Source organism: Cupriavidus sp. WS (genome assembly GCF_000395345.1).
Lineage (GTDB): Bacteria > Pseudomonadota > Gammaproteobacteria > Burkholderiales > Burkholderiaceae > Cupriavidus > Cupriavidus basilensis_B.
In genome coordinates this window covers 44,105-62,281 of sequence record NZ_AQPL01000077.1, presented here as the reverse complement: position 1 = coordinate 62,281, position 18,177 = coordinate 44,105, and the positions used below count along the sequence as shown (strand labels likewise).

The 18,177-nt window shown below is 66.8% G+C and carries 20 protein-coding genes and 1 tRNA gene; 7 read left to right on the top strand and 14 right to left on the bottom strand.

The window, feature by feature from the left end:
- A partial coding sequence (locus K206_RS0108090; RefSeq protein ID WP_029043363.1) for a LysR family transcriptional regulator occupies positions 1-549 on the bottom strand: 549 nt, incomplete at its 3' end.
- A gap of 277 nt (positions 550-826) precedes the next feature.
- Between K206_RS0108090 and K206_RS0108085 the strand changes: the two genes are divergently transcribed.
- The 4 genes from K206_RS0108085 to K206_RS0108070 all read left to right on the top strand — a co-directional run bounded on the left by K206_RS0108085 (position 827) and on the right by K206_RS0108070 (position 4,183).
- Positions 827-1,828, top strand: a complete 1,002-nt coding sequence (locus K206_RS0108085; protein WP_020201909.1) for an ornithine cyclodeaminase family protein — start codon at positions 827-829, stop codon at positions 1,826-1,828.
- Positions 1,825-2,643 (top strand): phosphate/phosphite/phosphonate ABC transporter substrate-binding protein, encoded by an 819-nt coding sequence (locus K206_RS0108080; RefSeq protein WP_020201908.1) that lies wholly within the window; start codon positions 1,825-1,827, stop codon positions 2,641-2,643. Before K206_RS0108085 ends, K206_RS0108080 begins: the two co-directional genes overlap by 4 nt.
- Positions 2,644-2,712: 69 nt before the next feature.
- Entirely contained in the window at positions 2,713-3,669 is a 957-nt protein-coding gene (locus K206_RS0108075; protein WP_020201907.1) for a tripartite tricarboxylate transporter substrate binding protein, read from the top strand.
- Positions 3,670-3,841: 172 nt separating this feature from the next.
- Positions 3,842-4,183 carry a hypothetical protein gene (locus K206_RS0108070; RefSeq protein ID WP_020201906.1) on the top strand — a complete coding sequence of 114 codons (342 nt, stop codon included), beginning with the start codon at positions 3,842-3,844 and terminating at the stop codon, positions 4,181-4,183.
- A 167-nt stretch (positions 4,184-4,350) separates the two neighbouring features.
- On the opposite strand, the gene K206_RS0108065 is transcribed toward K206_RS0108070, so the two are convergent.
- Positions 4,351-5,472, bottom strand: a complete 1,122-nt coding sequence (locus tag K206_RS0108065) for a porin (protein ID WP_029043362.1) — start codon at positions 5,470-5,472, stop codon at positions 4,351-4,353.
- Between the two features lie 297 nt (positions 5,473-5,769).
- Here K206_RS0108065 and K206_RS42725 point away from each other — a divergent pair, with 297 nt between their 5' ends.
- From K206_RS42725 to K206_RS0108055, 3 genes are all read left to right on the top strand, one after another.
- On the top strand, positions 5,770-6,150 hold the full coding sequence (locus K206_RS42725) for a hypothetical protein (protein ID WP_155887999.1): 381 nt from the start codon (positions 5,770-5,772) through the stop codon (positions 6,148-6,150).
- Positions 6,151-6,155: 5 nt separating this feature from the next.
- Positions 6,156-7,697, top strand: a complete 1,542-nt coding sequence (locus K206_RS0108060) for a methyl-accepting chemotaxis protein (protein ID WP_029043361.1) — start codon at positions 6,156-6,158, stop codon at positions 7,695-7,697.
- Between the two features lie 100 nt (positions 7,698-7,797).
- Positions 7,798-7,874 (top strand) — tRNA-Arg (locus K206_RS0108055).
- Positions 7,875-7,929: 55 nt separating this feature from the next.
- Here the strand turns inward: K206_RS0108055 and K206_RS0108050 are convergent.
- From K206_RS0108050 to K206_RS0107990, 12 genes are all read right to left on the bottom strand, one after another.
- Positions 7,930-9,117, bottom strand: a complete 1,188-nt coding sequence (locus K206_RS0108050; RefSeq protein WP_020201903.1) for a tyrosine-type recombinase/integrase — start codon at positions 9,115-9,117, stop codon at positions 7,930-7,932.
- Between the two features lie 215 nt (positions 9,118-9,332).
- Positions 9,333-10,442, bottom strand: coding sequence for an RNA-directed DNA polymerase (locus K206_RS37795; protein WP_231401581.1), 1,110 nt, complete (start codon positions 10,440-10,442; stop codon positions 9,333-9,335).
- 322 nt (positions 10,443-10,764) lie between these two features.
- A complete protein-coding gene (locus K206_RS0108040; protein WP_020201901.1) occupies positions 10,765-11,127 on the bottom strand; it encodes a four helix bundle protein in 363 nt (120 codons plus the stop codon).
- Between the two features lie 52 nt (positions 11,128-11,179).
- Entirely contained in the window at positions 11,180-11,659 is a 480-nt protein-coding gene (locus K206_RS37790) for a DUF1566 domain-containing protein (RefSeq protein WP_020201900.1), read from the bottom strand.
- A 71-nt stretch (positions 11,660-11,730) separates the two neighbouring features.
- Entirely contained in the window at positions 11,731-12,387 is a 657-nt protein-coding gene (locus K206_RS0108030; RefSeq protein WP_020201899.1) for a DUF1566 domain-containing protein, read from the bottom strand.
- Positions 12,384-12,767, bottom strand: a complete 384-nt coding sequence (locus K206_RS0108025; RefSeq protein WP_020201898.1) for a hypothetical protein — start codon at positions 12,765-12,767, stop codon at positions 12,384-12,386. Before K206_RS0108025 ends, K206_RS0108030 begins: the two co-directional genes overlap by 4 nt.
- The gene (locus tag K206_RS0108020) at positions 12,764-13,507 is read right to left on the bottom strand and encodes a hypothetical protein (RefSeq protein ID WP_020201897.1); all 744 of its coding nucleotides are present in this window, start codon (positions 13,505-13,507) and stop codon (positions 12,764-12,766) included. The genes K206_RS0108025 and K206_RS0108020 overlap by 4 nt, the downstream gene beginning before the upstream one ends.
- Positions 13,504-14,082, bottom strand: coding sequence for a hypothetical protein (locus K206_RS0108015; protein WP_020201896.1), 579 nt, complete (start codon positions 14,080-14,082; stop codon positions 13,504-13,506). Before K206_RS0108015 ends, K206_RS0108020 begins: the two co-directional genes overlap by 4 nt.
- On the bottom strand, positions 14,075-15,061 hold the full coding sequence (locus K206_RS40815; protein WP_052165818.1) for a hypothetical protein: 987 nt from the start codon (positions 15,059-15,061) through the stop codon (positions 14,075-14,077). Before K206_RS40815 ends, K206_RS0108015 begins: the two co-directional genes overlap by 8 nt.
- A gap of 1 nt (position 15,062) precedes the next feature.
- Entirely contained in the window at positions 15,063-17,201 is a 2,139-nt protein-coding gene (locus tag K206_RS0108000; RefSeq protein WP_020201894.1) for a ParB N-terminal domain-containing protein, read from the bottom strand.
- A gap of 17 nt (positions 17,202-17,218) precedes the next feature.
- Positions 17,219-17,638, bottom strand: a complete 420-nt coding sequence (locus tag K206_RS0107995) for a hypothetical protein (RefSeq protein WP_020201893.1) — start codon at positions 17,636-17,638, stop codon at positions 17,219-17,221.
- Complete coding sequence (locus K206_RS0107990; RefSeq protein ID WP_020201892.1) at positions 17,635-18,177, bottom strand: hypothetical protein; 543 nt, start codon at positions 18,175-18,177, stop codon at positions 17,635-17,637. The genes K206_RS0107995 and K206_RS0107990 overlap by 4 nt, the downstream gene beginning before the upstream one ends.

The window sequence follows — 18,177 nt, the reverse complement described above, 5'->3', positions numbered from 1 at the left end:
CACCGAGGCGCGCGCGGGGAGCCGGTGGCCGGCCGGCACCAGCGCCACGATGGGGTTGCGCACCAGCAGCCGCGCGGCTAGGTTGGGGTGCGCCAGCGGCATGTTGGAGATCGCCAGCTCGACCTGGCCGGACAGCAGCGCGCGCAGCATGTTGCCGGGGATCTGCGTGCGCACCACGATGCGGATGTCGGGGTGCGCCGCGCGGAACGCGGCGATCGCGCGCGGCAGCACGGTCTGGCCAAGGTTGGGGTTGCACGACACGCGCAGGCTGCCGGTGCGCTTGGCGGCGAGGTCCTCGGCGATCTCGTTGACGCGCTCGATGCCCTCGTACACGGCATTGACCTCGCCGAGCAGGCGGCGCGCCTCGGGCGTCGGGTAGAGGCGGCCCTTGATGCGCTCGAACAGCGCCAGCCCCAGGCGCTGCTCGGTGTGCGACATGAGGCGGCTGATGGCCGGCTGCGACACGTAGAGCAGCTTGGAGGCGGCGCTGATCGAGCCGGTGAGCATGACGGCGCGGAAGACTTCGATCTGCCGGAGATTGAGTTTCATCGTGGTCGCGGGGCGGCCGGCGAAGGCCCGCGGCGGGCCCCGCCAGTCCATAACATGGTGTTAAGTCAGATGGACAAATAAGCATACGACATTCATGGCCGCGATACCTAAACTTGCTCTCGAAGGCGCCCCACGCCGGGCATTTCCGCCGCGGCGGCAAACGCGCACCACAGTGGTTCCGCCGGGCACGCCGATGGGGCGCCGATGCACCGGGCGCCGCGCGCGACGCACCGGGCGCGTGCATTCACTTACTTGAAACCTGAAGACAGGAGACGGCATGAGCGACATTCATCTGACCTACATCAACGGCCCCGACATCGCCAGACTGGCGATGACCGACGCGGAGATCCTCGATGCGGTCGAGCAGGGCCTGCTGGCGCAGGGCAACGGGCAGACCGTGATCGAGCCGCGCGTGCACCTGATGCCGGACCCGGCGTTCAACGGGCACTTCAACGTGCTGCGCGGCTACGTGGCGCCGCTGGGGCTGGCCGGCGTGAAGATCGTCGGCGACTACGTCGACAACTACAAGCTGGGGCTGCCGTCCGAGATGGCCATGCTCAACCTGTTCGACCCGCGCACCGGCATGCCGGTGGCGATGATCGACGCCACCTTCATCACCGACGCGCGCACCGGCGCCGTCACCGCGCTCGGCGCGCGCCACCTGGCCCGCCGCGACAGCAAGGTGCTGGGCCACATCGGCGCGCGCGGCACCGCGTACTGGAACGTGCGCCTGCTCGACAGCCTCTATGACTTCGACGAGATCCGCGTGCACTCGCGCCGCCCGGAAAGCCGCAACGCCTTCGCCGAGCGCCTGGCGCGCGACCTGGGCAAGAAGATCGTGGTCACGCAGGACTGGGAGTCGTGCGTGCGCGGCGCCGACATCGTGGTGGAAGCCTCGCGCCTGGAGCGCCCCACGCCGATGCTCAAGACCGAATGGATCAAGCCCGGCGCGTTCGTGGTGCCCTACGGCACCATGAGCGCGGTCGAGCTGTCGCTGACCGACATCATGGACAAGCTGGTGGTGGACGACTGGGGCCAGTGCAAGGGCGGCGTGCTCGGCTCGCTGCGCGCGCACGTGGAAGCCGGCAAGCTGTCCGAGCAGACCCTGTACGGCGAGCTCGGCGAGATCGTCGCCGGCCGCAAGCCGGGCCGGCAGAGCGACGCCGAGACCAACCTGTTCTGGCACCGCGGCCTGTCGCTGAGCGACATCGCGCTGGGCCACGCCATCCTGAAGAAGGCCGAGCGCATGGGGCTGGGCCAGAGGCTGATCTACGCATGATCGCCAACGCACGCATGTACTCGGTGGCCGCGCCGGTGGCGCAGGCGTGGCGGGAGCTGTTCGCGCGCGTGGCGCAACGCGCCGGCGTGGACCTGCCGTACCTGGAGCATGCCGCGCCGGCGCCGGTCAGCGCCCTGTGGGCGCGGCCCGACTGCGGCTGCGTGTTCATGTGCGGCTTCCCCTACGTGAATGCCGCGGTGCGGCCGCGCCTGCTGGCCGCGCCGGTGCCCTCGCCCGAACGCTACGGGCAGTGCCCGGTGTATTTCACCGAGTTCATCGTGCGGGCCGACGCGCCGGCCGCGGCGCTGGCGGACACCTTCGGCATGCGGCTCGCGCACATGCTGCCGGAGTCCAACTCGGGCTACAACGCGCCGCGCCATTTTCTGCTGCGCCAGGCCGCGCCCGGCACGCGCGCGCCGTACCGCCCGGCCGACACGCCCACGCCGACGCCCAACGAAGTGATCGACGCCGTGCTCGCCGGCCGCGCGGACGTGGGCGTGGTGGACAGCTACGTGCTGGACCTGCTGCGCCTGCATGCGCCCGCGCGCATGGCGCGGCTCAGGACGCTGGCGGTGACGCCGGCGTCGCCGGTGCCGGCGCTGGTGGCCTCGCCCGCGCTGGGCGACACCGCCGCCGCGCGCATCCGCATGGCGCTGCTCGACCTGCACCGCGACGCCGGCAACGCGGCGCTGCTGGCCAGCCTGTGCCTGGCGCGCTTCGCGCTGGTGGAAGAGGCCGACTACGCCGTGCTCGCCGGCTACGCGCGCGAGGCCGACGCGGCCGGCTTCGCGCTGACCGGCACTGGCGTTCCCTGACCATCGCGCGCGCGCCGCCGGCCTGCCGGCGCGCGCCGCCCCGTTTTCCCGACCAACCGAGTATCTGCGATGAAGCGTTTCCTTTTCACCCTCATGGCGGCCTGCCTGCCGCTGCTGGCAGGCGCGCAAGGCTATCCCGCCAAGCCCGTGCGGCTGGTGGTGCCGTTCCCCGCGGGCGGTCCCGCCGACGTGCTCGGCCGCGTCGTCGGCGAAGGGCTGTCGAAGGCCTGGGGCCAGAACGTGCTGGTCGACAACCGCGCCGGCGCGGCCGGCAACATCGGCGTGGACCAGGTCGCCAAGGCGCCGCCGGACGGCTACACGCTGGCCGTGGTGCCGGTCGGCAACATCGCGGTGAATCCCACGCTGATGCCGAACCTGCCCTACAAGCAGACGGACCTCGCGCCCGTGGCCATGCTCGCCACCGCCGAGAACGTGCTGGTGGTCAGCGCGGGCGTGCCGGCCAGGACGCTGCCCGAACTGCTCAGGCTCGCCGGCCAGAAGCCCGGCGAACTCACCTTCGCCTCGCCCGGCGCCGGTAGCCAGGCGCACCTGGCGGGCGAGCTGCTGCAGCTCGACGCCGGCATCAAGCTGATCCACGTGCCGTACAAGGGCGTCAGCCCCGCCATCACCGACCTGGTGGGCGGCCAGGTCACGATGATGTTCGCGCAGCTTTCCTCGGCGCTGCCCTACATCAAGGCCGGCAAGCTGCGCGCGCTCGGCGTGGCCAGCGCGCGGCGCTCCGCCGTGCTGCCCGACGTGCCCACCATCGCCGAGCAGGGCTTTCCCAAGTTCGAGGCGGTCTCGTGGTACGCGCTGATGGCGCCCGCCGGCACGCCCCGCGACGTGATCCAGCAGCTCAGCCACCAGGCCGGCCAGGTGCTGGCCAGTCCCGCGCTCAAGGACAAGCTCGCCGTGGTCGGCATGGACGCCGCCGGCGGCACGCCCGCCGAACTGGCCACGGCCATCCAGAAGGAAAGCGCGCGCTGGGCCGAGGTCATCCACAAGCGCCATATCACCGTGGACTGAGCACGGCCGACCGGGCGCGCCGGGACTTGCATATGAAAATGCAGACTGGTTATGATGATTTTTATTCCTTTTTAGAATCGTCCGCGGAGGCATAAGCTGTGTGCATCGGATACGGCATCGCGACCCACGACGGATCGGATGGAGCCGTACCCCTCCGAGGAAAGGAATCATCATGAACACCCAGCGTTTTGTCTCCGTTGCCATTGCCGCCGCACTTGCGGCGGCCTTCGCCGCAGGTAGCGCCCAGGCTTCCAGTGCCAGGCGGGATGCTTTCACCGACGGCGCGCGCATCGAGCAACGCAGCCCCTTCACCGACGGCGCCAGGGCCGGCAAGGTGGTGCCGCGTGGCGACCTGGTCGCCGGCATGGACCTCACCGGCGTATCGGCCACGCCGGCGCGCGCCGGTACCCGCGACCCCTACACCGACGGCGCGCGCATCGACAGGCGCGACCCGTTCACCGATGGCGCGCGTATCGACAAGCGCGACCCGTTCACCGACGGTGCCCTTGCCTGAGCGGCGGCCCGTCTGCGAGCACGCTGGCTGAACCTCGGCTCGGCCAGCCCGCTTCTTCATAGTGCGCCTGCCGGCGCCTTCACGCCCGCACGATTCTTCTCGTCGTGCGGGCTTTTTCATGCCGGCCGCCTATCCTGGGCGGGTCGGGGGGGCATAGCCCCCCGAGGTCAGAAACGCGTGCGCAGGCCCACGCCGGCGCCGGTCCGGGAGCGCGCGCCACCGAACGAGCCGGCCGGGTTGTTCGGATCCGTGATGGAGCCGCCCGACAGCTTGCTGTAGTCGGCCTCCAGGTAGGCATCGGTGCGCTTGGACAAGCTGTACACGGCGATCGCGTACACGGACTGTACCAGGCCCGATACGCCGGGGCGGACCCCCGTCACGTTGTCGCGCATATAGGCCAAAGTCACCTTGACCGCCCCCGGCGATTGATAGGAAACGCCCACTGCCGCGTACTTGTCGCGCCGCTCGGCCGTCTGCGTGCCGGTGCCGAGGACGGTATTGGCATTGCCGCCGATGCTGGTGTTGGCCAGCGGCGTGCCGCTGCCGCTGGCGCCGATCACGAAGCCGGGCTCGCGCCAGGAGTCGAGGTAATAGCCATGCAGCGTGAAACTGCCGAGCGCGTAGCGGGCGCCGGCCGTCCACAGGCGCATCGCATTCCCGTTGGCGTCCTTCGATTGCTGGCCGACGGCCCCCGCGTGAAGCGCGTCGACGTCATAGGTGATGGCCAGCTGCACGGTGCTGCCGCTGGCCATCTGCCCCGCGCGCTCGCCGAACGAGTACTGTGCCTCCACGCCCAGGCCGCCCCATTGCTTGCTGTAGTCGACGGTGTTGTCGTAGCGCAGTCCCGTCAGCGCCGTCTGCCAGCTCAGTTCCGTGTAGTTGCCGATGGTGATGGGGTCCACGCCGATGACGAAGAGATAGGCCGCACCCATCTGCCGGCCCAGCTTGATCGTCCCGAAGGTGTCGTTGCCCAGGCCGACCCACGCCTGGCGCCCGAACAGCTGGCCCTGCTGTCCCGCTCGTCCGGTGTCCGGGCCGAAGCCGCTTTCCAGCGTAAACAGTGCCTTGCTGCCCATGCCCAGATCCTCGGCGCCGCGGATCCCCCACCTGGAGTTGTTGAAGGCGCCCTCGGTCAGGGCGATCTGGCTGCGGGGCCCGTTGCCGGTGGCCTGGTGGGTGGTGTAGCGAATGCTCGTATCGATGACGCCGTACAGGGTGACGCTCGATTGGGCAACTGCGCTGCAGGAAATTAAAGATAAACCTGCAAGCGGAATAATGCCGGGTTTCAAAATCCTCTCCCTTTATGTGGAAAACAACAAAGAACATTTAGCCGGCGGCTAAACGAAATATGCTGCGCGAAAGCGCGGGACGGTTATCCGCGGCGCTCCGGCGGGTGGTTTTCCGAGGGGCTATGGCTCGACCGGGCACGGATTCCACCCGGTCGTCGTCATTCGAGGCGTGCTGGATGCATGGGGGCGTCTGACGTTCGTCGTCCGGCGCTGGCGATCCTCCTGGACGGAATCGCGCATGGGTCGCGCCGTTTTTGTTCTTGCTTGCTAGTGTATGGAGTTCATGGTTTTCATGTCATGAAAAAAACGATCCGGGATTATTCGGTTTTTTCTTTATTGTTTATCCGAATGTCACGTGCCGATGCCGCTCGATGCCGTTATTTCGTTTTTCCGGGGCGGCGCGTCGTATCGATTATCGAGATCGGCTCCAATGGGCACGCATGGCATGCGCGCGTTCCCGGCGAGCACGGTGCCGCTGCCTTCCCGCCGTCTTCCCGCTGGTGCTCCGCGCAAGCGACGGACGGCGGGCAACTAAAGGTTTTCCCTGATTTGCCGATAAGGGATCATCGTCCCAGATGGGCCTCCATCCGGCAGGCGGCAGGCAAAAAGGGCGGACCGGTGTCCATTTTCCTCCCGACGCACCGGCACTTCGCCACCATTCAATCGCAAATCAGGTAGAAGAAATGAAAAGCTTGGGAATTGGCGTGCGCCTCGGCATTGGCTTCGGCGTAGTGATATTGTTGTCCACCTTCATGACCGTGCTGGGTATCGTGCGCCTGCAACAGGTCGCCGACCGCACGAACGACATGATGCGGCAGCCGCTGGCCAAGGAACGCATGGTCAGCGACTGGTACCGCCTGATGCATACCAGCGTGCGCCGCACCACCGCGGTGGCCAAGAGCTCCGACCCGTCGCTGGGCGCGTTCTTCGCGGCGGAGACCAAGGGGTCGTTCGCCGCCATCGGCGCGCTGCGCGACAAGATCGAGCCGATGCTGACCAGCGACGAGGAAAAGGCCGCGTTCAAGAAGATCCTGACCGTGCGCAATCCCTACAACGATTCGCGCGAAAAAATCTCCAAGCTCAAGGAGGCCGGCAACGCGGACGAAGCCAACCAGGTGCTGGAGAAGGAATTCGTGCCGGCCGGCGACGCCTACCTCGCCGAGATCCAGAAGCTGCTCGACATCCAGCGCGCCAGCATCGACGCCACCGCGCTGGAGATCCACGGCATCTACCTGAACGCGCGCAACGGCATGATCGTGATCGGCGCGCTGGTGCTTGCCATCGGCGTGGCGTTCTCGGTGTGGCTGACGCGCGGCATCACCGGGCCCCTGTACCGCGCCGTCGCCATCGCGCGCACGGTCGCGGCCGGCAACCTGGGCAGCCGCATCGAGGTGGACAGCAAGGACGAGACCGGCCAGCTGATGCAGGCCCTGTCCGACATGAACGCCAACCTGCTGCGCATCATCAGCCAGGTGCGCAACGGCACCGACGCCATCGCCACCGGCACCAGCCAGATCGCCGCGGGCAACACCGACCTCTCCCAGCGCACCGAGGAACAGGCATCGTCGCTGCAGGAAACCGCCTCCAGCATGGAAGAGCTGACCAGCATCGTGCGCCAGAACGCCGACAACGCCAAGCAGGCCAGCACGCTGGCCGTCAACGCGTCGGAGATCGCCGTCGAAGGCGGCGAAGTGGTGGGCCAGGTCGTCACCACGATGGAAGACATCAACGGCGCCTCGCGCAAGGTGGTGGACATCATCGCCGTGATCGAAGGCATCGCCTTCCAGACCAACATCCTCGCGCTCAACGCCGCGGTGGAAGCCGCGCGTGCCGGCGAGCAAGGCCGCGGCTTCGCCGTGGTGGCCGGCGAAGTGCGCAGCCTGGCCCAGCGCAGCGCCACCGCCGCCAAGGAAATCAAGGCCCTGATCGGCGACTCCGTCGACCGCGTGGAAAAGGGCTCCCAACTGGTGGCGCACGCCGGCCAGACGATGGAGCGCATTGTCGGCGCGGTCAAGCGCGTGACCGACATCATGGGCGAGATCAGCGCGGCCTCGGCCGAGCAGAGCGCCGGCATCGAGCAGGTCAACCAGGCCGTCACGCAGATGGACACTGTGACGCAGCAGAACGCGGCACTGGTGGAACAGGCCGCGGCAGCCGCCGGCTCGATGGAAGAGCAGGCCCAGCGCCTGAAGGAAGCGGTGGCATCGTTCAGGCTGGCCGCGTAAGCCATCCGGCCCGGCGCGGGGCGCAACGCCCCGCCGGGCGCCCCATCCGCGGAAAAAGCTTGCATTTTTCCACGGCTGCGATATAGTCGCGGCCTCGCGTGCGGCTGTAGCTCAGTTGGATAGAGTACTTGGCTACGAACCAAGGGGTCGTGGGTTCGAATCCTGCCAGCCGCACCACCCATAACAAGTAGTAAAGCAGTGCCAAATCAACGGCTTAGAGAGTTGCCGCTCTCTAGGCCGTTTTTCTTTCCCCCGATACGCTGGGGGACTTCTGGGGGACTGGCGCGCCCTTGCGAGCGATTTCCAGCAGGTTGATGCTTTCCCTCCCGCTCGGGCGGCGGATGCTTTCGAGCGCGTCATGCAGCTCGGCCAGCTGCGCCGAAGCGTAGTGGGCCGTCATCGTCTTGCCCGCGCTGTGCCACAAGATCTCGTCCTGGGTTCGCTCGGCCACACCGGCTTCGCGCAGGCGCATGCCTGCGGTGTGCCGGAGGTCATGCACGTGCAGATCGCCGAGCCCGGCTTCCTGCCGCGCGCGCTGCCATGCGGTGTTGTTCATCGAGCTGACGGCCTTGTGGGTCGGGATCGTGTCCGACCCGGGCTTCACCTGCTTGTGGTAGGTGAAGACCCGTTCCTCATGAATGCCGCGCTGGCTGTCGATGATCGACTGCGCCACCGAATTGCAGACCAGGATGCGCTCCCGCTTCCGGCCTTTCACCCATCGACGCGGCACGACGAACACGGATACCGTGACACCTTTCCGAATCGTGATGCGCCTTTCCCACTCCCACCGGAGCTGACAGACCACGCTCTCGCGTGCTCCGGTGTTCAAGCTGAACAGCACCATCTTCCCGAGATGGGGTGGCAAGCAGGGCAGCAGCTTGCGCTGCTGGACCCAGCTGATCGGGTGCGGAGGCCGCTGGTCCGACTGGTCCAGCATGCGAATCAACGGCGCCGTTTCCAGCCACGTCCGGCCGTTCTCCAGCCGCCACTCGCGCGCGGCCAGATTGCAGATCCTGCGCACCAGCGACAGCGCATTGTTGATCGTCTTTGTCTTGCGGCCGGCGCGCAGCCGCTCGTCGACGAACGGCTGCAGGGTCTGGTTGCCGATCTGGTCCAGCAGGAGGTGGCCACAATGCGCGATGACAGGCTTCAGCAGGGCGATCTCCGTGGCCAGCGAGATCTTGCCGCGTTTGGCCTCTTCCTCGACATAGTGGGCTGCTGCCGCATCCAGCGTGATGCGCGGCCGCTCTCCCATCACCAGCACGCGCCGCAAGGCGGCCTTCTGGTCGATCAGGTAGGACTCTGCCTCTCCAAAACTCGGGAAGCCGCGGCTGCGAATGCGCCGCTTCTTGTACCAGGCATCGATCTGCCAACTTCCGTCGGCCGACGGGTAGATGCCGGGCGTTTTAGCACGTCCCATGACTTTTCTCCTTTCTCGCCGGGACGCTCGCTACCGGCGCTGATTTTATACTGATCCCATGCGGCATCCAGGTCACTTTTTTCGTAGACGATGGAGGTGCCGGCGCGGATGCCCTTGCCGGCCAGCATGGGCTGGATGTTGGTTTCGAAGAAGCGCCGGCGCACGCCGAGGTAGGCTTGGGCTTCCTGGGTGGAGTAGCAGCGTTTTTCCATGCGCTACGTCCTCCATTCGGGCTGGGGTAGCTCGTCGCCGGCCTCGCTGCGCCGGCGGTAGATCTTCGCCAGATCGCCGGCAATCGAGTGCCCTCGCCGGCGTGCCACGTTGGCCAGGCGTGCGCGGTCGGCATGGTTGCCCGTCGCCTGGCGCAGCAGGCCGAGGTAGCTATTCGCCGCGGCGTATACCTCGGTCGCCGGCATTTCCGCCAGGCGGCTGGCGGCAACATTGACGGTCCTGGTGCGCGTGGTGCGCACCCACGGTCGGATGACCTGGCCAACGAAGTCGACACCGCGTGGAATGGGCTGCAGGATGGTCTTCTTCGGGTTCAATTGCACGCCCAGGCGGCGCGGCAGGAACGCATCGATGTCGGCCAGCGCGCCATTCAGCCACTGCGGCGATTCGTGCAGTAGCAGGAAGTCGTCCACGTAGCGGATGTAATGGCGGCCGCGCAGCTGGTGCTTCACGTGCTGGTCCAGCGCATCGAGGTGGACGTTGGCGAAAAACTGGCTGCTCAGGTTGCCGATCGGCAGGCCACGGTGCTTGGGCTGGTTCAATAGGCTCTTGTGGGCCGGCACACGCGCCATGAACTCGCGCGAGCTGTGAAAGAGCGCGGCGGGGCGAGGGTCATGCATCAGCACCAGGTCGGCCAGCCACATCCACCAAGGCTCCGTTACACGCGCGGCGAGCTGCTCGCGCAAGACGTGCTTGTCGATCGAGACGAAGAAATTGGCCAGGTCGCATTTCAGGTAGTGGGCCGGCCTGGACCAGTTCTGCGTGATGCTCCGTACCTTGGCTTCGAGGCGCTGGGCGGCATAGTGCGTGCCGCGGCCGGGAATGCAGGCGCAGCTATCTGTGATGAACGCCGCATGGAAGCGGCCGGCGATGCGGTTGTACAGCAGGTGATGCACCACGCGATCAGGAAAGCTCGCTGCCCACACCTCGCGCGGCTTCGGGCGGAGCGTGACGAAGCAGATCGACCGGCCTGGCTGATAGGTTCCGTTGGCCAGGTCGCGGTAGAGCTGCATCAGGTTGCGCTCGAGCTGCTGCTCGAACTGCAATGCGCTTCGGGTGTTGCGTTTGTTGCGGCGGCAATCGAAATATGCCTGCACGATTTCCTCGAAAGAAAGGCCAGCATGGGCCGCGTCAGTTTGATCTGCGGACGACGCGCGCGTGAAACCGGTTGTCCTTGTGGTTGTAGTTCTGGTTGCCATTGCCGAAGTTCTGGATCCAGGCATAGGACGGGTTCTCCGCGTTCTGCGTCGCATCGTGCTATCTACGTCGCCTCGCCGAAGGCTCTCGCCGATCAGCGGGGAAACTGCGCTGGACCAGACCCGGGCATGCCCGGCGGTATCCTCATTGCGCGTGGCGGTGGCCTGACGGGGCCAGCGGCACGACCAGATAAAAATCGCACGGACCTGACCGCCGTAGCGGTCAGGCAACAGGCGATGATGCGGAATGCCTTCGCCAACCATTGGCCTGTTTCCCCGCGCTGTCAGTGAACTGGATCGCGGATGCGTATTGCTTCGTGGAAATGAAGCGCATGTCGCGAGAAAGGCGTAGCAACAGCTCAACGACCTGCACATGCTCAAGCAGTGCGCTGAGGTGCGGCACCTTCTCCGTGCCCTGTGCAACGTTCGCCCGAAAGATCAGCGTGACGATCGTCAGCGCCTCGTCGCGAATGCGACCACCGAGCGACAGCTTGAAATCGCGCGGCATATTCCGGGTGATGTCGGTCACTTCTTTGAACAGGTCATAAGCCACCTTGTAGATGGCCAAGTTGGTATGAAGCGCCATGCTGGAAAATTAAATCGGGGCCGCTTACGCGGCCGAATTGATAAAGACTGAATTACTCAATCAGCTCTCTGCGGACGACGCGCGCGTGAAACCGGTCGTCCTTGCGGCCGTAGCCCTGGGTGCCATGGCCGAAGCCCTGGATCCAGGCAAAGGACGGGTCCTCCGCGTCCTGCTTGCCGGACCAGTAGCAGGCGGGCAAGAACTCCTCATTGAGGTTGGCGCGGAGCAGGCATTGCTCGCTCGGGTCGGGCAGCACGCCGCCGGTAGATGCGGCCCACTCAACGGCCTCGTCATAGGTGACATCCTTGGCCACGCTGGGGAGCAGGATCAGGCGGTAGTCGGCGGCGCGATTCTTGCCGAGCATGATGCCGGCGTAGCTCTCGCCGGCAGCCAGCAGCGGGCGCACCGCGTGGGCCGACGGCGCGATGGTGGTGGTCAGGCTGTCCAGCCAGACCTTCATGAACGATTTGGCGGGGATGGTGACGTGCGCCTCGCCGAGCTTGAAGGTCACGTTTTCTGCGACTTGCGTCATGTGCTTGAGCTCCTGATGGAGAAATTTTTGCGCGGGGCCGCTGACGCGGCCCGAATGGATAAAGGGCTGAATTACTGAATGATCAGCATGCTGCGGACGACGCGCGCGTGAAACCGGTAGCCCTTGCGGTTGACGTACTGGTAGCCACTGCCGAAGCCCTGGACCCAGGCATAGGACGGGTACTCCGCGTTCTGCGTGGAGGTGAAGTAGTAGCCTTCCTCGAAGGCCTCGGGGCCGCCGGCCTGGAAGGCCTCGGCCGCGGTCTGGGTGGGGGAGTCTTCCGTGTAGGGGTAGCCGGCCGGCACGCTGCTCGGGTTTTCGCCATCGCGGAAGCTGGCGATATTGCCGGCGCTGGGCTTCAGGTTGCGGTGGAGCAGCTCGGCCTCGTCGCGGGCCGGTACGTGCCAGTCATCGAGGCCGTTCAGCTGCAGGTCGATGGCCCACTTGGCCAGCTCGCTGCCGGCCTCGGCCATCGCCAGGGTGTTGGCGCGGCCGTCGAAGAAGCTGGTGGCGCCGACGATGTTATCGTCCGACGTGTGCCAGGCCACGCGCAAGCGCTCGCCGCCGTCCTTCGGGGCGGACACCAGCACGTGCACGCCGTCGGCCTTGCGGATCTTGCCGGCGAAGAAGCCGCCGCCGACGGGTTGGCCAAACTGGAGCGCATCGGCTGCAGCCTGGGTGATGGTCTTCTGGATGGCTTGGGTTTCAACTGCGGTGATTGCGGTCATGCGGACTCCTTGGTGGAGGGATTGGCCTCGATCGAGGCGGAAGTGGGAACTGCGGTGAGATGCTGGCGTGCGGGACCGCGTGCCAGCTTGCGACGCAATGCGATGGCCTTCTTCAGTCCGGCGTCACGCACTGCGGGGTTGGTGGCGGCCACGCGATCGCGGGCCAGCCGAATGGCGGAATCAATGCTGTCGCCGGCGGCGACGCGCCAGCCACTCTCGACGTGCGAGACTGCGTAAACCGGGCCGGCGCCGTTGTTGACCAGGGCATGCACTGCGCAAGAGCTGGCTGGCATGCCTGGGATTTCGATGGTGTGGCCGATTACCTCTTCGAGGTATGGCGTATTGGTGAACTGGCTCACGCAGACGATGTGGAACCTCATGCCGTCTCTCCGGTGTTGGTGCGGAGGGCGGCATCGATGCGGTCGCGGATGACCTGCAGCGTGAGCGGGGCAGCTTCCCGAACCTCGAACGCTGCTTGAACGCGGCGCTGCTCGGCGGTCATCGCGGAGCCGTTCATATGGGCCAACATCGAGCCGAGCAGCGCGACGAACCGTGCCGCGTCCTGCGGATCGTCGGCGCCGACGGCGCGCCGCTCGAACCACGCGCGAATCGAATCGGCAACCTGTTGCGGATCACAGACCGAGCCCCCGGGAACGGTGTCGCGCAGCAACTGCTCGACATCGAGGTCGAGCTTGTCGGAGGACCACTTTGCGGCTCCGTGAGTGGCAATCGCGCGGTGGTTATCCAGGCCTTTTGCTGATCGCCATTCATCGACGGAGCTGTCGCCATCAATGGCGACACGTGCGGCCATGACCGCGGTTTGGACCGCCTCTTTCCAGACGTTCGCGCCGGGCTCGTCCAGAATGGCTTTGCACAGCTCGCCGAACTCCTCGGCTAGGGCGATGGTCATGATCCTATCGCCCGGAAACTTCGCGCGGGCGCGCCGCAATTCAGCGGACACATCCGCCATAAAGCGCATGGTGGGGTCGCTCGGCGCGGCCTGGGCGCGCAGCAGCTCCATCGCATGCTGCAGCAGCATCTCGGCGCTGTAGTCGTGCGATGCGATGCGCGCCTCGAGCTCGTCCAGTGTGTACGGCTTCTTGAAAGGCGACGGGATCATTGGGTGCCTCCGAGCTGGGGCAGCAGGGCGTGGAAGGCCTGCAGGAGATGGACTTGCTTCGGCGTGAGGTCGACGGCCTGGCCATCGACCGAGATCAGGACCGAGCCGTCCGCGCGTGCGATCACGGCCACGTCGGTGGGCAGGATCTGCACGGCGGGAGTGGGGTCAAAAAACTCGGTGGTCGGCGCCAGCGCCGCGGCAAGGGCTGGCCAGGGCGCCTCCGGCAGATCGGCCGGAGGCTGCTCTGCCGCTTCTGGCGGCGGCAGCGGGGCCAGGTGGTAGCGGCCTTCGTGCACGGCAAGCCGCCCATCTCGAACAGCGATGGAGAGATAGGCGCCCGGGTGCACGCCGGCCTTGAGGCCCATCGCCTCGACCAGCTCGGCATTCGTCGCCGGGCCGTGCTCGGTGATGTGCTCGATGGCGAGCTGGACGCGGGTCTTTTCTTTCGGCTTGCTCGCGTCAGCCTTGGCGGCCGGCGCGAGGTTGAAGGCGCTGGCGGGAAACGCCGGCGGCCGCGGCGCACCGGCGGCGGATACCGTCGCTTGCGACGGGAGATCGATGTCGCGGTCAAGCATCAGTGCCTCCCACAGCGGTGAAGCCCTCGGCGCTGTCATCCGCACCCGCGGTCCAACAGATGACCCTCAGGCCTGCGGTGGTATAGCGAGGCACCTGGTGGCCGAGCTGCAGGGTGATTTCGCCCTGGGCGGTCTTCACACGCGTGATTCTGGCGGTCAGAGGGAGCGTATGTGCGCCACGCGGTGCGCGTGCGGCTTCGGGCGCGCGCCGGGCGTACATGGCACAGGGGCCATCCTCGCTTTCGTAGATCTCGATCAGTTGCCAATCGTCGCCCTTGGGGCGGGAGGGGGTCCAACTGCGGCAATCCGTGCTCTCTGAGTCGATATAGCGCTCGAACGCAGCGGCATCGTCGGACTCCATGTCGATGAACGAAGTCTCGAGGCCGAAAGCGGCAAGGAATTCGTCGAGATGCACGTCCTCGCCAGTGATCGGCATAGCGGGGTGCTGCAGGTGGCCGTCCTGGTCGCGAACGATGTCGCGCGGTGCCAGCAGCTCGGCGGCGAGATCTTCCAGATTGCGCGGTGACGCGAGGGCGCAGTGGTTGATGAGGGCATTGGTCAGCACGTGCCTTGCGGCCCCGCGCTGATGCAGCATCATGGCGAAATTGGCCACGTCGATGGGCTTGCCCTTGAGGACGGCGCCGACCAGCAGCGCGGCAATGTATTCGACGGTGCTCTCCTCGGGGTCGTGCCAGCCGCCGCGGCCCTCGGCGCGCTTCTCGGCCAGGCGCTGTTTCATCGCCTCGGCCGTGCCGTCGACGGCGATGTCGTCGAGGTGTTGCTGCTCCTCGTGGGCGATGACCACGTGCAGAGCATCCTCGACATCCAGGGCCGCGTTGCGCTCCTGGATCTGCAGGTCGCCCTTGAGGTCGTGGTGTGTGCGGCGCATGTTGAGCGCGGCGAGCCAGCTGCGGCCGGCACTGACCAGGTTGGTCAGTGCTTCACGCATGGTGCCGACGGCGCTATCGTTCATTGCCATGTCAGGCCTCCTCGGTGGCGGTGGGGTGGACCAACAGGTCGTGCAGCTCGACGCCGCTCTCCAGCGCATGGACGACCCATGCAGGCCGCTTGCCGCGCCCGGTCCAGGTGCTGCCGGTCCTCGCGTCGCGGTAGCGCACGCCGGCGAGCGTGACGATGGGGCCGAGCGGATCGGCCGGGTCGGTGGGAGTCGACGCCGCGTCGGTCGCCGGCAGATCCTGTTCCGGCTCGGTCGGCGGCGTTTCGTCGGTGGTGGTGGCAGGCGCGCCGGGGCGGCGCAGAATGGCGGGCAGCCAGCGGCGGCCGTCGAGGTATTCCTCGGCCGCGCCGATCATGGCTTCCTTCTTCATGCCGGCGATGGTGTTGGCCGCGTCCTCGCCGACGGCTTCGCGGACCGCCTCCATGCGTCGCGTCTTGGGCACGCTGGCCAGGTAGGAGCCGGCAGTGGCACACCACCAGTCGGCCATGTCCAGGTCGACCGCCTCGGCGAGCTGGTGGGCGTGCTCATGCACCGCCGAGTCCTCGCGCGGGGCCTGCGTGTCGACGGTGTGTGCCACGCAGACGGCCAGCAGGTCGAGCTGGTCGGCCTGGCTGAGCGTCTGCAGCCAGGCGAACAGATCCTGGTCCTCGCCGGGCAGTCGATCCTCCCAGTGGGCGACGCTCGCCTCCATGCTCTGCCAGGCGCGCGAGTTTTCCAGGTCGTCGGCCGTGCGCTGGATGATGCCGCGCTGATCGCTGGCGGAGATCTTGGCCAGGCCGCTGTAGCGCCAGCGGTAGTCCGTGCACTTCGTGAAGATCTGCGGCACCAGCGCGCGCAGCAGCAGTGCCAGTGCGATGCCCGGCGAGCTGGCCACCAGCGCCTGCAGGGCGGCGGTGCGGTGTGCCGTCAGCTTGTTGACCAGGCTCTCGGACAGAGCGCGCTCGACGGGCCCCTCGGGGGCGGCCGGCCGGCCGTCGTCCGGCGCGCCGTCATCGTCCGCAGCGTTCTTGGCCTTCTTGCCCTTCTCCGGCTTGATGAGGCCGCGGCGGATCTGCAGCGTGCCGTCATTGGCGATGGTCACGACGGCGCCAGCCTTGGCCATCTGGCGGTCGGAGAAGGTCTCGATGCTGGCCTCGATCGCTTCGATCTTCGCCTCGACCTGGCCGAGCTCTTCCAGCATCGCCTCGTCTTCGACATCGGCGCTCGCATTCAGCCTGTCGATCTCGTCGGCGCGCTGGCGCAAGGTGACCAGTTCTGCCTCCTCGTCGTCCGACAGCGCCCGCTTTTTCGGTTGACTCCTGCCGTACTTGGTTTCGTCCGAGTAGGTCCAGCTGTCCGCCGTCTCCACCCAACTCCAGCCCTCGGCCTGCAGGGTTGCGGCGGCGCTGGCCAGCTTTTCGTCGGCGAGCTTCTGCAGCAGCTTCGCATCGCCGATGAAGCCGCCGCCATCGCTGAACAGGTCGCGCACGACCGGGCCGCCGGCGGCCTCGTAGGCGTCCAGGCCGACGAAGCGCGCGAGCTTGTTTTCCGCGACGTTGATTGAGTCGGCTTTGACCAGCGCCGCGCGGATCTGGCGGGGCGCGCGGTGGTACGCGGCGGCGTCTTTGATCTTTTTCCAGACGCGCAACTGGGCATCGTGGTCGTCGGTGATGGCGAAGGCCATCAGGTGGTCGAGCGCGATTTCTTCGGCGCGGTAGGCTTCGATCAGCGTCGGCGCCACGTTGGCCAGCTTGAGGCGGCGCTGCACCGTCAGCGGCGTGGTGCCGAAATGCGCGGCGACCTCCTCGACCGAGCTGCCGTCATCGATCATGTCGCGGAAGGCCTCGAACTCGTCGGCCGGGTGCATCGCTTCATGCATGTTCGCGGCCGCGCTGGCTTCCTTGGGCGCGTTGCCCTTGTAGACCGAGCACAGCACGCGGTGATCGTCGGTAATGTCGCCGTTGTCGAGTAGCCACAGCAGGGCCAGGCGCCGGCGGCGGCCATCGATCACCTTGTAAGGGGCAGATGGCGTGTCCTCGATGATCAGCGGCTCAAGCAGGCCGTGGTGCTTGATCGACGCGGCAAGTTCGCGGATGGTCTGCGGCGGGCGCTGGCGGACGTTGTTGGACGAGACGACCAGATCGCGCACGCGAACGGTCACCAGTTCTTGGTCTTGGCTCATGGTGGTGGGCTCCGGGATTAGTCGGTGGTGGCCACGCCGTCCAGTTGCATCTTGTGCTGGACGATGGCGTTGGCGAGGGTGAAGGCGTCGAGGCGGGTTCGGCCGATGGCCGATTCGATGAAGGGCGCGGCGGTCCGAAGGGTGCTCGCGTCAAGCGGCGTCACGGCGAGGGTGCCGGTGCGCTCGAAGCGGCTGAGAATGGCGGTCATGGCACGGCGGGCCGACTGAATCTGCAGGCGGTAGTCCGCCATGCGCTGGACCTGCGAGATGATGGCCAGGATGTCGAGTATGCGCAGCAAGCGGTTATAGGCGAGCGGCGTCGGGTCGCTGATGAAGGCCACCAGGTCGGCATGGAAGGTGAGCTTCAGGTGCAGCGTGTTGCCGGGCATCATGGGGATGCGCGGCGGGCGTGCTTGGCGGGCGGTCTGCGTGCTCATGACAGGCTCCCGATGAAGGATTCCTCGCCGATGATCGCGTCGAGCTGGTCGTAGAGCTGGAACAGCGTGCCGTTGTTGTGGATCTCGCGATCGTTTAGCTGCAGCTTGAGACCGACCTCGCTGACGTGCGGGTTGACGGGCAATGCGGCGGTGCGCATCAAGCGGATCAGGATGCCGCCGCGCTCGCGGATCATCGCGGCTTCGTTCTCGAAGCGCACGTCGGTGAAGACCACGTCCAGGCCAGCGAGCTTGTCGAGCTCGCGCGCGGCGACGTCCACCCAGATGCTGGAGCCGATATGGGTGCGAGCCCATTCGGTGCCCAGCGTCTGCATCAGCTGGCGCGGCGAGCGGTTGAGCCAGTCGATCGGCTCATTTTTTTCTGCGGCCGTGAAGTGCTGTTCGGTCAGGCCGAGTCCGGCCTGGAGCATGCGCCGCAGCGGCGTGGCGAATGCCAGCGGCATGCAACGATGGGCCTGCGCCATGTAGGCGGCAGCAGTGTCCTTGCCGGCGCCTGCGCGGCCGGTGAGTCCTATCAACAT